The sequence below is a fragment of the Mesorhizobium sp. M0139 genome (assembly GCF_040322455.1).
Classification (GTDB): domain Bacteria; phylum Pseudomonadota; class Alphaproteobacteria; order Rhizobiales; family Rhizobiaceae; genus Mesorhizobium.
Map to the genome: position 1 here is coordinate 79,632 of NZ_JAMYTN010000011.1, position 13,053 is coordinate 92,684.

Below are 13,053 nucleotides of genomic sequence, written 5' to 3' on the forward strand. Positions count from 1 at the left end.
CATGCCGAAACTCGGTGCCGTCACGCCCATCCTGCGCATCTTCGACATCGCCAAGGCACGCGAATTCTATGTCGACTTTCTCGGCTTCAAGGTCGAGTTCGAGCACCGCTTCGACGACAATGCGCCGCTCTACATGAGTGTAATCCGCGACGGCTGTGTCCTGCATCTGAGCGAACATCATGGCGACGGCGCGCCGGGTATAGCCATGCGCATCAAGGTCGAGGACATCGCGGCATTGCACCGCGAACTGATCGGCAAGAGATACCGCTACGCCCGGCCGGGCCTCGAAACCACGTCGTGGCAGACCCGTGAAGTGTCGGTCGGCGACCCCTTCGGCAATCGCCTGCATTTCTACGAGGATGCGGCAGGCTAAGCCGGCCGGTTGACGAACGCCTCGCGGATCGCCTCCTGCATGCCGTCGATAGCTTCGCCTGAGGCATTTGGGCTGCGGTGCATCACCACATTCGAGGAATCGATATGGCCAAACCCGTCAGCGGCGGTGAGTTCACGACAGCCATCCGGAATATTGCTGTGCGAGATCGGCGCGATCGCCAGGCCAGAGGTGACGGCGAGCTTCAGGCCGCCGGTGGTGTCGCTGGTATAGGCGACACGGTAGGCCAGCCCACGCTGCTCCAGCGATTTGATGGCGAAGTCCTTGCACCAGCCGGCCCGGTTGTAGAGCGCGATCGGCACCGGCCGCTCCTCATGCATGTGATGCAGGCTCGATGTCACCCACACTGTCGGATCGTGCATCAGCACCTCGCCGCCGGAAGGATCCTGCCATTCGAACACCACGGCGAGGTCGAGTTCACCGGCGGCTAGCGCCGCCAGCTGGGCGCCGGAATGTGCATAGCGCACGGTGACCTCGACCTTGGTGTGACGCTTCGAGAAGGCGCCGAGCGCGCGCGACAGGATGGCGTGACCATATTCCTCGGGAATGCCGATGCGCACCGGCCCGCCAAGCGGTGCCGCCGCCATCGATGCCGCCGTCTCGTCGAGCAGCGAGACGATGCGGCGGGCATTGACGATCAGCTCGCCGCCACGGCGCGTCAGCGCCACGCCGCGCGAGCCGCGTTCGAACAGGCTGTCGCCGACCAGCTCCTCGAGCTTCTTCATCTGCATCGACACCGCCGACTGGGTGCGCCCGGCCTGCTCCGCCGCCCGGGTGAAATTGCCCGCTTCGGCAATGGCGACAAAGGTGCGCAGGAGATCGCTGTCGAGGGCTGGCCGCATCGAATCCGTCATAAGCAAATTTGATCGCTGGTATCATTCCAATTCGTTTGCAACATGTCAAACGCCGCAGCATAGTCCGCTCACCCATTGGATATGCCGCCGCGAAACCGGCTGCGGACCAATCAAAGAGTCCTCACTCATACCCGCTGCCCGAAACGGTGGCGGGTTCTTTTTACCCCATGGCCGGGCGGCTGCGGGCAGTTAAGGCAAGGGCCGGCAGAACAACATGCGCAACCGGATCGTTCTCGGCATCATCAGCCTGTGCCTTGGCGTGCTGGTGTTCTCGCTCCAGGACCCGCTGGTCAAGGCGGTGTCGGCCGGCTATCCCGTGACCGAGGTGATGTGGATCCGCTCGATCGTCGCTTTGCCGATCCTGGTCGTTCTCGTTCGCGCCGATGTCGGCCTGCGGGCCATTGTCTCGAAGCGGTTCGGCCTGCTGACGATACGCGCCTTCATCCAGTTCTCCTCCTATACGGTCTACTATCTGGCGATCGCTGCCTTGCCGCTCGCCGACGCGGTGGCGCTCTACTTCATGGCGCCGCTGTTCATCATGGCGATGGCCGGGCCCTATCTCGGCGAGCGTGTGTCATGGCAGGCGCTGGCCACCGTGCTGATCGGCATGCTGGGCGTGGTCGTGATGCTGCGCCCGGGCGCAGGCCTGTTCGACTGGGCGGCCCTGTTGTCGCTGGGCTCGGCGCTGCTCTACGGCTTTTCGCAGCTGATGGCGCGCAAGATCGGCGACACAGAATCCTCCACCGTCATGGCCTTCTACCAGAACGGCGCCTATCTGGTCGGGGCCGCTATGGTTGCCGGCACGTTCTGGCTTGCCGGCATAACCCACGCGGTCCATCCGAGCCTCGAATTCCTGGTGCGGCCGTGGGTCTGGCCGACGACACCGGATTTCCTCAAGATGGCCGCCTGCGGCTTCGTCGCTTCCGCGGGCATGATCCTTCTGTCGCAGGCCTATCGGCTGGCGCCAGCCAACCGCGTCGCCACCTTCGAATACACCGGGATTATCTGGTCGCCGCTGTGGGGCTTCCTGTTCTTCGACGAGGTGCCGCGCTCGACCACCGCCATCGGTGCGGCGCTGATCATCGGCGCCGGTCTGCTGGCGCTCAACACCGAACGGCGCCGGAGCGCTGCGCCTGTCCTCGCCGCGTCTCAGGATGCCGCCTGAAGCGTGTCAGGCGAAGCAGGCGAGCGCCTGGTCGACCCGCGAGCGGATTTCGGCCAGCGTGAAAGGCTTTTGCACGACGTCGATAATGATGCCGTTCAATTCCTCGGCGCGCTCGCGCTGGTCGGCATAGCCGGTCATCAGCAGGATCTTCATGTCAGGGAAAAGCCTGGCTGCGGCGATCGCCATCTCGATGCCATCCATTTCCGGCATGCGGATATCGGAGACGACGAGGTCGTAACCGCCGCCTGCAGCACTGACCATCGCCAGCCCCTGCGCGCCGTCGGCGGCGATATCGATCGAGTGCCCGGCGCGTTCGAGCGCGCGGGCGGCGAGGGTGCGGACGGACTCATCGTCCTCGACGATCAGAAGCTTTGCCATGGGCCGGAATTTGGCGGGCAAAAGTTGACTTTTTCTGAAAATTTGAAGCGTCGGGGGCCTTTTCTCAGGCATCGCCTTTGACGACACCGACAAACGGCAGTTCGCGAAAAGCGTGAGCGACGTCCATGCCGTAGCCGACGACGAAGTAATCGGGACAGTCGAAGCCGACATAGTCGGCGTTCAGCTCCGTCTGGCGGCGCATGCGCTTGTCCAACAGCACCGCGATGGCGCAGCTTTTGGCGCCGCGCGACAGCATCAGGTTGCGGGTGAAGGAGAGCGTCTTGCCCGACTCCAGGATATCGTCGATCAGCAGCACGTCGCGGCCGGCGACCTCATTGTCGATGTCGCGCAGCACCCTCACCTCGCCGCTGGTGGTGCCGGCGCCATAGCTGGAAATGAAGATGAACTCGACCTCGGGCGACAGCCCGACATCGTGCATGGCGCGGATCAAATCGGCGGCGAAGATGAACGAGCCCTTCAGCACCGAAATCACCAGCAGGTCGTGATAGTCGTGCTCGGCGATCTCCTTGGCGAGTTCGAGATTGCGCCGCGCGATCGCGGACGCCGAAAACAGGACCTCGATGTCCTTGCCGCGCACAACTGGCATCAACAACCTTTCCAGAGAACCGACTAGCCGGCGAAGGTGACCGCCACGGCCTTGACGCCGTTTCTAGGCACATCGAGGCGGCTGGAAAAGCCGAATCTTTCGCCGGGCGCCAGAGAACGGTTGGATGTCCCCAGAGTATAACGGGTGATGCGGCTGTCATTGCCGGTGACACGTATCTCCAGCGGCGGCAATTGTCCCGCCTTCAAACCGTCATTGACGGCCTCGCCATCCACGAACAGCACCGGGGCGGGTCCTGAGGCGTCGACACGCGACGTGACGCCGGCAATGCTGAGTACGGCGCCCTCCGGCTGTTCGACTGACCAGAACGGCGTCTGGCGCACCAGCGCATGGCCACCCGAGACCCAGAAGGCGGCAAGCGCCGCACCGATGCCGGCAATCCAGAAGATCGGCCCGCCACGCGATGCCGGCCGCCCGGCTGACGCATCTGATTTGCGCAGCATCTCCATGCCTTCCATCGACGGCGTCGCGACGTCGCGCGCCGGCGTCGGCATGGCTTCTATCAGTGGGATCAGCTGCGGCAGCACCTCATAATCCGCATCGACGATGTCGGTCGCCACAGGACGCGATTCCGGTGCGACACTTGTCCCGGTCATGATTTCGCCGGAAACCGGGCGCGCGGTTCGTTGCTCAGCCATCATGGCCCCGCTGTTGCCTCTTCGTTTCTTTTGCGTAAATGGAAATGGTTAACGCTTCCCCACCGGAACCCTTGTGACGCACTCAAAACCAGCGAAAATTAACCGACGGTTAACCATGGCGGCCGATGGTCGTTGGACAGAAAGGGCTGGCACGCCGCCGCCACACACCTCAGGTCGTCGCACGTGATCCGCTTCGAAAATGTCGGCCTCCGCTATGGCATGGGTCCGGAAATCCTCCGCGACATCTCCCTGCACATTCCGGAGAGCTCCTTCCAGTTCCTGAGCGGGCCCTCCGGCGCCGGCAAGACGACGCTGCTGCGCCTTTTGTTCATGTCGCTGAAGCCGACGCGCGGGCTGATCACCATCTTCGGCAAGGACCGCTCGCGCATCTCGCGCGCTGAACTGCCGCATCTCAGGCGCCGCATCGGCGTGGTGTTCCAGGATTTCCGTTTGCTCGACCACATGACCACTTATGAGAATGTCGCTCTGCCGCTGCGCGTGCGCGGCCGCGAGGAAGCGAGCTACCGCACCGACGTCACCGAACTTTTGAAATGGGTTGGCCTGGGCGAGCGCATGCATGTGCTGCCGCCCGTCCTTTCGGGCGGCGAAAAGCAGCGCGCGGCAATCGCCCGGGCCTTGATCGAACAGCCCGAAATCCTGCTTGCCGACGAGCCGACCGGCAATGTCGACCCGCCGCTGGCGCGCCGGTTGCTCAGGCTGTTCATCGAGCTCAACCGGCTCGGCACCGCTGTGGTGATCGCCACTCACGATCTCGGCCTGATGGAGCAGGTCGACGCGCGCCGCATGATCCTGGCCGGCGGAAGGCTGGATATTTATGACTGAACTATCGGCCGAACAGTTGCATGGAGACGCCGCCGATCTCGCGACGACGACGCAGCGCGTCCAGCGCCGCATGGCGCCGATCGTGCCGGCGCAGAATATCGCCGGCCGCGCCTTGGTGCTGGTCATCGCCATCATGACCTTCCTGTCCTGCCTAACTTTCGGCGCCGTCACGCTGGTGCGCGACACTGCCTCGGTCTGGGAAAACCAGATCTCGCGCGAGGCCACGATTCAGATCAAGCCGGTCGACGGCCTCGACATGGAGGCAGCCCTTGCCCAGGCCTCGCAGATCGTCGGCGAATTCCCCGGCGTGAAGGAAACCCGGATCATCGATCGCGACGCCACCGCGCGCCTTTTGGAGCCATGGCTGGGCTCGGGCCTGAATATCGACGAATTGCCGGTGCCGCGCCTGATCATCGTCACCATCGACGAGACCAGCCCGCCCGACTTCAGCGCCATCCGTGCGGCGCTCACGCCCAAGCTGCCGAGTGCTTCGCTCGACGATCACCGTACATGGGTCGACCGGCTGGTCGCCATGGCCCGCACCACGGTCACCATCGGCATCGCCGTGCTGGTCCTGATGCTGTCGGCGACGGTGCTGACCGTAGTGTTTGCGACGCGCGGCGCCATGGCGGGTAACGGCCATATCATCGAAGTGCTGCATTTCGTCGGCGCCGAGGCGCGCTTCATCGCGCGCGAATTCCGCTGGCATTTCCTGGTCACCGGGATGAAGGGTGCGGCCGCCGGCGGCGCAGCCGCGATCCTGGTTTTCATCGTCTTTTCCTGGTGGTCGTCGCGCAACATGGCAACGCCGCAGGCCGACCAGGCCACCGCTTTGTTCGGCAATTTCGCCATCGGATCGGCAGGCTATCTCGGCGTCGGCCTGATGGTGCTGGTGATCGGCGGACTGACGGCGGCGACCTCGCACGCCACCGTCGTCGCCTATCTCAGCGACATCGATGTCCGCCAGCCGGATGCGGGGTGACCCGTGAGGGCAGAAGCGAAAACAGTTCGGGGGCAAGGACAGGAATGGAAGGGACGATCACGGATCGAAAACCGACGTAACGCAATGTGCGCTTTTTTCCTTACCAAAAAGGCATTTCAGGATTAACCATAGGATGATGAACGCGCGGGAGTCGACCGGAACGGCTGGACAGATGCCAGTGGTGCGTTTGCGTGTGCGTACCGGGCTGGGCCGTTTGCGCACCGCCCTGCGTCTCGCCTCCCTCTGTCTACTGCTGCTGGTGGCCCTGTTTGCCGGTGGCTTCGGCTGGTTCGCCAGCAAGGTCAGCCACATGACGACCCCGACCAACCCGGCCAAGGCCGATGCGATCATCGTCTTGACCGGCGGTCAGGCCCGCCTCGACGCAGCACTCGATCTGCTTGCCTCCGGCAAGGGCGAGCGGCTGCTGATCTCAGGCGTGCATCCCTCTGCCAGCCGCCGCCAATTGCAGGCTGCTACCGGCGGCGACAAGGCGCTGTTTTCCTGCTGTGTCGACATCGACCGCGCCGCGCTCGACACGATCGGCAATGCCGAGGAAAGCGCTAAATGGGTGGAGAGCCACGCCTATGGCAGCATCATCCTCGTCACCAACAATTACCACATGCCGCGCAGCCTGCTCGAGATGGGCCGCCTGCTGCATGGCGCCAGGCTTGAACCCTATCCGGTGGTCAACACCAATCTGGACAATGGCGACTGGCTGACCAAGCCGGAAGCGCTACGCGTGCTTCTGACCGAATACAGCAAATACCTGCTGGCGCTTGCGCGCGGCGTCGTCCCGGTCCGCCAGACTGCCGACAGCGTCGCACTGGCCGAGGTTTCGACCGCCAAGGACTAAAGCAATTCCAGGAAAAGTGTGTAGCGGTTTTCCCGGGAAAAGCACGTACGCTTTCCCTTGGGAATTGGACAGACGACTCTGACGGCGCTCGATTACCCCTTGGCCGTGCCGTCTTCCGCGCCACGCAGCCGCGCAATCTCCTGTTCGAGGCTTTCAATCCGCTTGTCGCGTTCGGCGAGTGCGGCCGCGACATCGGCGGCCTCGAATCGCTGCGGAATGTGTTGCGGGCAATTGGCATCCCAGGCCGAGACGGTGAACAAGATGACCTGCTCGGGGCGCGCCTTGTAGTCCTGCGGCATCAGCCTTGCCAGAAGCTCGGCATCGTCCTCGACGACGCGCGCCGTGCCCCAGATCTTGACGCGCTGGCGATGCGCATAGTCGATCAGGAACAGGAATGCCTGGTTGTTGTCGGCGAGATTCCCCTGCGTGATGAACTGCCTGTTCCCGGAGAAATCGGCAAAGCCGATGGTCTTCTCGTCCAGCACCTTGAGGAAGCCGGCTGGCCCGCCGCGATGCTGGATGTAGGGCTGACCCTCGCCATTTGCCGTCGACAGGAAGACGCTGGTCTGCGCCGCGATGAAGTCGGCGAGGTCGGGCGTCATATGGGCGCGCCATCCGCCGCGCTCCTCGGCGCTGACATAGCCCTTGCGCGAACCTTTGCGGGTCTGGATCGCCTTGACCGTCGGCGTGAAGGCGACATCGCTGGTGAAAGTATGAGCATTCATGGAAGCCTCCGCGAGGCCGAAACAGGGCCATTGTACGCGAAGAGGTAGATCCTTCCATGTTTTGGATGTAGATGGCATAGTTGCAAGCTATCCTTCCAATTTCCGGAAGAAAGTATGGATCGTCTCGAAGCCATGTCGCTGTTCGTCGCCGCGGTGGAAGCGGGCAGCCTTTCCGCTGCCGGCCGCCATTTCGGCATTCCACTGGCAACGGTCAGCCGCAAGGTTTCCGACCTCGAAAAGCACCTTCAGGCGCGCCTGCTGAACCGTTCGACCCGGCAGCTCACGCTGACCGATGCCGGCCAGGCCTATCTCGCCGCCTGCCGCCGCATCCTCGGCGAGGTCGGCGAAGCCGAACGCACCGCTGCCGGCGAATACAGCACGCCGACCGGCGACCTGTTCATCACCGCGCCGGTCGTCTTTGGTCGCCTACACGTGCTGCCTGTCGTCACCGAATTCCTGGCGGCTTATCCTCAAGTCAACATTCGCCTGGCGCTGGCTGACCGGATAACCCAACTGGCGGAGGAACATCTCGACCTTGCCATCCGCATCGGCGAGCTTGCGCCTTCGAGCCTCATTGCCATCCGCGTCGGCGCGATCCGTCGCGTCGTGTGCGCCAGCCCCGCCTATATCGCCGCGCATGGCATGCCGCGGACGCCGGACGATCTGGCCGCGCATGAATGCATCAGTTTCGAAGGGCCTGCAGCGCTCGCCAGCTGGAGCTTTGCCGGCGACAAGGGCGAACTGATCGTGCCGATCCACTCACGGCTGCGCGTCAACACGGCGGAAGCTGCAATCGATGCCGCGATTGCAGGCGCCGGGATGACGCGGGTGCTCTCCTACCAGATCGCGGACGCAGTACGTTCCGGCGTGCTCGTCCCGGTCTTGCGACCCTTCGAGCCGCAGCCGTGGCCGGTGAGCCTCGTCCATGCCGGCCAAGGCCTGCTGGCGGTGAAACTAAGGGCGTTCCTCGATTTCGCCGCTCCGCGGCTGAAGCAGCGGTTATTGCAGGCGACGTGGTGAGTTGAGACTGGCTTGAGTCAGTGGCGAGCCGGCCTATGTCAGGCCATTGCGGCGTTTCCTTTTTGCCCGCGCTTGGTGTAACCAACGCACACCTCCTCAACGGGCCCTTCCCCGCATGCTCTATATCCGCTCGCTGGCGTTCAACTTCGTCTTCTATGTCAATCTGATCGTCCAGATGGTCCTCTGGACCCCTTACTACTTCCTCTCGCCACGCCATCGCGCCTGGTTCGTGCCGAAATTCTGGTCGCGCACCAGCCTGTGGCTCTACGACAAGATCGCCGGCACCAGGAGCGACATCACCGGCGTCGAGAACCTGCCGGAGGGCTCTTTCATCCTGGCGCCGAAACACCAGTCGTTTTGGGACGCGATCGCTTTCTTTCCCTTCCTCCACGATCCGCTTTATATCCTGAAGCGCGAGCTGACCTGGATCCCCTTCTTCGGCTGGTACATCCTGAAGATGCGGATGATCCCGGTTCACCGCGGCAGCCGCTCCAAGGCGTTGAAGCAGGTCGTTGCATCGACAAAGCAGGAGATGGGGCGCAATCCGCGCCAGCTGATTATCTACCCCGAAGGCACGCGCCGAGCGCCAGGCGACGAGCCGGCTTACAAATACGGCATTGTCGAGCTCTATACGCAGCTTGGCGTCCCGGTGGTACCGGTCGCCCATGTCGCCGGCCTCTATTGGCCTCGCCGCAAATTTTTGCGCTTTCCCGGCACCATCAAGGCCCGCTTCCTGCCGCCGATCCCGCCCGGGCTCGGCAAGGACGAATTCATGGACCGGCTGATCGGCGATACGGAAGCCGCCTGCGACCAGCTGCTGATCGAGGCATCGCAGGCTCCTAACCCGCCGCAAATGCCGCCGACGGCGGTCAAGCGGCTGGCCGAACTCGCCGCGGCCGCCAAAGCAATTCCAGGAAAAGTGTGAGCGGTTTTTTCCGTCCTGAATCGCGCCAAAACAAAAAAGACCAAAGCTTGATCTCTTCTGCGGGCCGGCTCAAGGCCACGCCGCCAGCGCCGTGGTCAGCACCAGCGTCGCCGCGAAGGCCAGATTGATGATCCGCGACGTCAGCGGCTGGCGCAGGGTGCGGGCGAAGGCCGCGCCGGCCAGCAGCCACAGCACATGGATGGCTACGATCATCAGGGTGAGAACCGCCAGCCTGGCCGGGATGCCGAGAGCTGCGGTCGCGGAGCCAGCAAGGACCGCAGCAATCGCCAGATAGGCTTTCGGGTTGGCAACGGCGAGCAGGAAGCCGCCGAGGAAGGTCGGCAGAACCGCGCTGCTGTCACGCGCGGCCAGCGGCGGCGCTGTCGCTATTCTGTAGGCGAGGTAGAGAATATAGGCGGCTGAAGCGACCGCCAGCACTGGCGCTACGCCCGGCATCGAGGTGAGGATAGCCTTGATGCCGGTGGCCACGACCAGCAGCACCGCGACCGTGCCTAAAATGATCCCCGATGTGTAGTGAAGCGAATTGCGCAGGCCGAAGGCGGCCCCTATCGCCGTGACGCTGATCGTCGCCGGGCCAGGACTGCCCATGACGACGGTTGCCGCCAGCACCAGCGCCAGCAATTGCTGCCAGGGCTGCGCCTGCGAAAGAATGTCTGCGGCCATGCTGCCTCTTCTCCACAATAATGGAGAACAGTGTGGCAAGGCGGACAGCCGTCGTCTTGAACGATCGTGCCGAACCTGCGCGGCTAGGCGCTGGCCTTGTCCAGCGCCACGAGATCCTCCGCGCTGAGCTTCAGCGATGCGGCGCGCACCAGGCTGTCGACCTGGTCCAGCGTCGTGGCGCTGGCGATCGGCGCAGTGATGCCGGGCTGCGCCATCACCCATGCGAGTGCTACTTCCGCCTGCTTGGCCGAATGGCGCGCCGCCACAGTGTCGAGTGCGGCCAGAATGCGCATGCCGCGCGCATTGAGATAAGCCTTCACGCCGCCGCCGCGTTCACTTTTGCCGAGATCGGCCTCGCTACGGTATTTGCCGCTCAAAAACCCCTTGGCGAGACTGAAATAGGTGATGACGCCGATATCCTCGGCCACGCACACATCATGCAGCGGCCCGTCGAAGGATGAGCGATCGTAGAGATTGTATTCCGGCTGCAGCACGCTGTAGCGCGGCAGCCCGCGCAGGCTGGCAACATCGAGCGCGGCGCGCAGCTGGCCGGCGTCGAGATTCGAGGCGCCGATATGGCGGACCTTGCCGGCAGCGAGCAGCTTCTGGTAGGCGCCGAGCGTCTCTTCATAAGGCGTGGTCGGGTCCGGCCAGTGCGACAAATAGAGGTCGATGACATCGGTCTGCAGTCGCTTGAGCGACGCCTCGACTGCCCTTTCGATATGGGCAGCGGACAGATCCTTCTTGCCTTGTCCCATATCCGAGCCGACTTTGGTGATGACGATGATCTTGTCACGGTTGCCGCGGCTTTTCATCCATTTGCCGATGATGGTCTCGGACTCGCCGCCCGCGTGGCCGGGCACCCAGCGCGAATAGGCATCGGCCGTATCGATAGCGTTGAGGCCGGCGCCGCCGAACCGGTCGAGCAGGTCGAAGGAGGTCTTCTCGTCCGCGGTCCAGCCGAAGACATTGCCGCCCAGGACCAGCGGCGCGATGGAAAGGTCGGTTTGACCGAGACGGCGTTTTTGCAAGACGGGGCTCCGTGGGCTGGCGGCGGGCGACCCGAATGCTTCGGGCCGCAGCTAAGCTAGGTCTCGCCGCGCCGAGGTCAAAGGCCTCAGCCAATTTTCCAGCGGGCCAGCGCTTCACAAAGGCGCGAGCGCTTCGCCTGCAGGCTCGCCGTGGTCCACTGGCTCACGAGGCGATCCGCTTCGCCACCTCTTCCAGCCAGTGGTCGCTGATACCCAGCGCCGCGAGATGCTGCAGCGTGTTGAGCACATAGTCCTCGTTGTTTCCGGACTGGCCGACGGCGCCACGGATAACACCTGCCGCATGCGCGGGGTCGAGCCCGCCGGCATACTGCTCATGCTGGCGGTCGACGATATAGGCAACCGCTTTCACTCTCTCTCCCGCGGCCGCCCCATTCCCGTCGAGGCTGATATCGAGCACACGCTCGAGGTAGACGCTGGTCACCAATTCGCGCTCGCGCAGATAGGTCAGCACCTCATCGCGCAGCTCGCCGGGCACGCGAAAGGCCAGCCCGATGCAGGAGCCGCCACGGTCGAGGCCTAGCACCAGGCCCGGCCGCTGGCGCGTGCCGCGATGCACGAAGGAATAGACGCAGAGCGACCGGCGGTAGCCGTAAAGCCGCGCGCGCCGTGTCTCGACATGGGCGAATCCCGGTCGCCAGATCAGCGAGCCGTAGCCAAAAACCCAAAAATCGCCCATATCGCCAAGCCTGATTGTACGAGAGTGACGCCGCCGCATCGGAATCGGTGCTCTTCTGTTCTTTTTGCTTTTGCGTAAGCCACAGTCCACCCGCAACACGCCCGCGTTAATGAAAGCCGCAGCATGACGTCAAGTGACGAGCGTCCGTCGAAGTTTCGCCGCCGGCTGATGTGGCTCGCTGCCTTGCTCGTTATGCTGTTCGGCGTCTACAGCGCAGTCTGGTTCTATGTCGCCGGTCGCGTCAGCAGCGAAGCCGACAAGGCGGTGGCCTCGCTCAAGGACAAAGGCATCGAGGCCGGCTGCGCCAACCTCACCGTCAGCGGCTACCCCCTGAGTTTTGCCATCTCCTGTGACAATCTGGCTTACGAGGACGACGCCAGGAACGTTGCCGCCTCGGCAGGCAGCTTCAACTTCGTTGCAGAGCTCATCCGGCCTTTGTCGCCTGCCGCCGAGTTGCGTGGGCCGCTGCGCACCTCGGTGCCGGGGATGGCGCCGCTATGGATCGACTGGGACAATCTGCAGGCCAATGCCAAGCTCTTCTGGCCCCTGCCCCGGAGCATTTCGCTGCAGGCGGAGAGCTTGTCCGGCCAGACGGATCCGGCCGACGACACTGATCCGGTTTCACTGTTCAGCGCCGGAACCGCGGCGGGCGAGTTGCGGCCCGACGGCCAGGACATCGGCTACGTCGGCAGCTTCACCGATCTTGAGATCGACGCCGACGCGATCGGCGGGCGCGTGCTGCCGCCGCTCGACGGCAGCGGCGACGCGACGCTGAAGAACGGCGTCGCGCTGATGAAGACGCAGGCCAGGAGCCTGCGCGGCCAGGCGGCCGACATCCACAAGCTCGATCTGTCGTCGGGAACCGCGCGCATCACCGTCTCCGGCCCGGTGTCGGTCGACGCCAACGGCCTGGTCAATGCCGACCTGACGATCAAGCTGCAGGATCCCAAAGCCGTGGCGGCAATCCTCGCCACCGCAATCCCCGAGCAGAAGAGCCAGATCGAGCAAGGCTTTGCCGGTCTGGCGCTGCTCGGCAACGAACCGTCGATGCCGCTCAAGGTGGTGAAGGGCAAGGTCTCGCTCGGCTTCATTCCGCTGGGCAAGATCAAGCCGCTCGATTAGAGCAATTCCAAGAAAAGTGTGAGCGGTTTTCCGTCCGGAATTCCGTTAAAACAAAGAGATAGAGCATGATCGCAAAGAGCGGGAACGGCTTTTGGGGAGAGATCATGCTCGAGCAAGCCG

Annotated in this window: 16 protein-coding genes; 8 read left to right on the plus strand and 8 right to left on the minus strand. The window is 63.7% G+C overall.

All coding sequences use genetic code 11. The annotated features are described in order from the left end of the window. Position 1: 1 nt before the first annotated feature. Positions 2–373: a glyoxalase superfamily protein gene (locus NKJ58_RS19725; protein ID WP_352760063.1), complete on the plus strand. Its 372-nt coding sequence runs from the start codon at positions 2–4 to the stop codon at positions 371–373. On the opposite strand, the gene NKJ58_RS19730 is transcribed toward NKJ58_RS19725, so the two are convergent. Continuing rightward, positions 370–1,233, minus strand: a complete 864-nt coding sequence (locus tag NKJ58_RS19730) for a LysR family transcriptional regulator (RefSeq protein WP_023726969.1) — start codon at positions 1,231–1,233, stop codon at positions 370–372. The two genes, NKJ58_RS19725 and NKJ58_RS19730, sit on opposite strands and share 4 nt — an antisense overlap. A gap of 226 nt (positions 1,234–1,459) precedes the next feature. Between NKJ58_RS19730 and NKJ58_RS19735 the strand changes: the two genes are divergently transcribed. After that, the gene (locus NKJ58_RS19735) at positions 1,460–2,410 is read left to right on the plus strand and encodes a DMT family transporter (RefSeq protein ID WP_352853657.1); all 951 of its coding nucleotides are present in this window, start codon (positions 1,460–1,462) and stop codon (positions 2,408–2,410) included. A 6-nt stretch (positions 2,411–2,416) separates the two neighbouring features. Here NKJ58_RS19735 and NKJ58_RS19740 read toward each other — a convergent pair whose 3' ends face one another. The 3 genes from NKJ58_RS19740 to NKJ58_RS19750 all read right to left on the minus strand — a co-directional run bounded on the left by NKJ58_RS19740 (position 2,417) and on the right by NKJ58_RS19750 (position 4,054). Then, a complete protein-coding gene (locus tag NKJ58_RS19740; RefSeq protein ID WP_023673316.1) occupies positions 2,417–2,788 on the minus strand; it encodes a response regulator in 372 nt (123 codons plus the stop codon). 64 nt (positions 2,789–2,852) lie between these two features. After that, positions 2,853–3,395, minus strand: coding sequence for a hypoxanthine phosphoribosyltransferase (gene hpt, locus NKJ58_RS19745; protein ID WP_023673315.1), 543 nt, complete (start codon positions 3,393–3,395; stop codon positions 2,853–2,855). Positions 3,396–3,418: 23 nt separating this feature from the next. Further along, the gene (locus tag NKJ58_RS19750; protein ID WP_352853659.1) at positions 3,419–4,054 is read right to left on the minus strand and encodes a hypothetical protein; all 636 of its coding nucleotides are present in this window, start codon (positions 4,052–4,054) and stop codon (positions 3,419–3,421) included. Positions 4,055–4,234: 180 nt separating this feature from the next. On the opposite strand from NKJ58_RS19750, the gene ftsE reads away from it, so the two are divergent. From ftsE to NKJ58_RS19765, 3 genes are all read left to right on the plus strand, one after another. Next, complete coding sequence (gene ftsE / locus NKJ58_RS19755) at positions 4,235–4,894, plus strand: cell division ATP-binding protein FtsE (protein WP_023685344.1); 660 nt, start codon at positions 4,235–4,237, stop codon at positions 4,892–4,894. Next, positions 4,887–5,876, plus strand: a complete 990-nt coding sequence (locus tag NKJ58_RS19760) for a cell division protein FtsX (protein ID WP_023824702.1) — start codon at positions 4,887–4,889, stop codon at positions 5,874–5,876. Before ftsE ends, NKJ58_RS19760 begins: the two co-directional genes overlap by 8 nt. Before the next feature lie 133 nt (positions 5,877–6,009). After that, entirely contained in the window at positions 6,010–6,729 is a 720-nt protein-coding gene (locus NKJ58_RS19765) for a YdcF family protein (protein WP_023824703.1), read from the plus strand. 92 nt (positions 6,730–6,821) lie between these two features. Here the strand turns inward: NKJ58_RS19765 and NKJ58_RS19770 are convergent, their stop codons facing one another. Then, a complete protein-coding gene (locus NKJ58_RS19770; protein WP_023824704.1) occupies positions 6,822–7,454 on the minus strand; it encodes a pyridoxamine 5'-phosphate oxidase family protein in 633 nt (210 codons plus the stop codon). Between the two features lie 114 nt (positions 7,455–7,568). Between NKJ58_RS19770 and NKJ58_RS19775 the strand changes: the two genes are divergently transcribed. Together NKJ58_RS19775 and NKJ58_RS19780 are read left to right on the plus strand one after the other, a co-directional pair. Beyond that, positions 7,569–8,474, plus strand: coding sequence for a LysR family transcriptional regulator (locus tag NKJ58_RS19775; protein ID WP_023673309.1), 906 nt, complete (start codon positions 7,569–7,571; stop codon positions 8,472–8,474). Between the two features lie 115 nt (positions 8,475–8,589). Next, complete coding sequence (locus tag NKJ58_RS19780; RefSeq protein WP_023673308.1) at positions 8,590–9,399, plus strand: lysophospholipid acyltransferase family protein; 810 nt, start codon at positions 8,590–8,592, stop codon at positions 9,397–9,399. Positions 9,400–9,468: 69 nt separating this feature from the next. On the opposite strand, the gene NKJ58_RS19785 is transcribed toward NKJ58_RS19780, so the two are convergent. The 3 genes from NKJ58_RS19785 to NKJ58_RS19795 all read right to left on the minus strand — a co-directional run bounded on the left by NKJ58_RS19785 (position 9,469) and on the right by NKJ58_RS19795 (position 11,811). After that, entirely contained in the window at positions 9,469–10,083 is a 615-nt protein-coding gene (locus NKJ58_RS19785; RefSeq protein WP_023685346.1) for a LysE family translocator, read from the minus strand. An 83-nt stretch (positions 10,084–10,166) separates the two neighbouring features. Further along, positions 10,167–11,114, minus strand: coding sequence for an aldo/keto reductase (locus NKJ58_RS19790; RefSeq protein WP_023685347.1), 948 nt, complete (start codon positions 11,112–11,114; stop codon positions 10,167–10,169). Positions 11,115–11,277: 163 nt separating this feature from the next. After that, positions 11,278–11,811, minus strand: a complete 534-nt coding sequence (locus NKJ58_RS19795) for a gamma-glutamylcyclotransferase (RefSeq protein ID WP_023673305.1) — start codon at positions 11,809–11,811, stop codon at positions 11,278–11,280. 123 nt (positions 11,812–11,934) lie between these two features. Here NKJ58_RS19795 and NKJ58_RS19800 point away from each other — a divergent pair, with 123 nt between their 5' ends. Then, positions 11,935–12,933 carry a DUF2125 domain-containing protein gene (locus NKJ58_RS19800; protein ID WP_023685348.1) on the plus strand — a complete coding sequence of 333 codons (999 nt, stop codon included), beginning with the start codon at positions 11,935–11,937 and terminating at the stop codon, positions 12,931–12,933. Positions 12,934–13,053: the final 120 nt, after the last annotated feature.

Excerpts from the sequence above, each read along its gene's own strand:
- NKJ58_RS19775 (WP_023673309.1), top strand. The coding sequence starts at position 7,569 with ATGGATCGTCTCGAAGCCATGTCGCTGTTCGTCGCCGCGGTGGAAGCG.
- NKJ58_RS19735 (WP_352853657.1), top strand. The coding sequence starts at position 1,460 with ATGCGCAACCGGATCGTTCTCGGCATCATCAGCCTGTGCCTTGGCGTG.
- NKJ58_RS19785 (WP_023685346.1), bottom strand. The coding sequence starts at position 10,083 with ATGGCCGCAGACATTCTTTCGCAGGCGCAGCCCTGGCAGCAATTGCTG.
- NKJ58_RS19800 (WP_023685348.1), top strand. The coding sequence starts at position 11,935 with ATGACGTCAAGTGACGAGCGTCCGTCGAAGTTTCGCCGCCGGCTGATG.
- NKJ58_RS19725 (WP_352760063.1), top strand. The coding sequence starts at position 2 with ATGCCGAAACTCGGTGCCGTCACGCCCATCCTGCGCATCTTCGACATC.
- NKJ58_RS19740 (WP_023673316.1), bottom strand. The coding sequence starts at position 2,788 with ATGGCAAAGCTTCTGATCGTCGAGGACGATGAGTCCGTCCGCACCCTC.
- NKJ58_RS19765 (WP_023824703.1), top strand. The coding sequence starts at position 6,010 with ATGATGAACGCGCGGGAGTCGACCGGAACGGCTGGACAGATGCCAGTG.
- NKJ58_RS19795 (WP_023673305.1), bottom strand. The coding sequence starts at position 11,811 with ATGGGCGATTTTTGGGTTTTTGGCTACGGCTCGCTGATCTGGCGACCG.
- hpt (WP_023673315.1), bottom strand. The coding sequence starts at position 3,395 with ATGCCAGTTGTGCGCGGCAAGGACATCGAGGTCCTGTTTTCGGCGTCC.
- NKJ58_RS19780 (WP_023673308.1), top strand. The coding sequence starts at position 8,590 with ATGCTCTATATCCGCTCGCTGGCGTTCAACTTCGTCTTCTATGTCAAT.
- NKJ58_RS19770 (WP_023824704.1), bottom strand. The coding sequence starts at position 7,454 with ATGAATGCTCATACTTTCACCAGCGATGTCGCCTTCACGCCGACGGTC.
- NKJ58_RS19750 (WP_352853659.1), bottom strand. The coding sequence starts at position 4,054 with ATGATGGCTGAGCAACGAACCGCGCGCCCGGTTTCCGGCGAAATCATG.
- NKJ58_RS19730 (WP_023726969.1), bottom strand. The coding sequence starts at position 1,233 with ATGCGGCCAGCCCTCGACAGCGATCTCCTGCGCACCTTTGTCGCCATT.
- NKJ58_RS19760 (WP_023824702.1), top strand. The coding sequence starts at position 4,887 with ATGACTGAACTATCGGCCGAACAGTTGCATGGAGACGCCGCCGATCTC.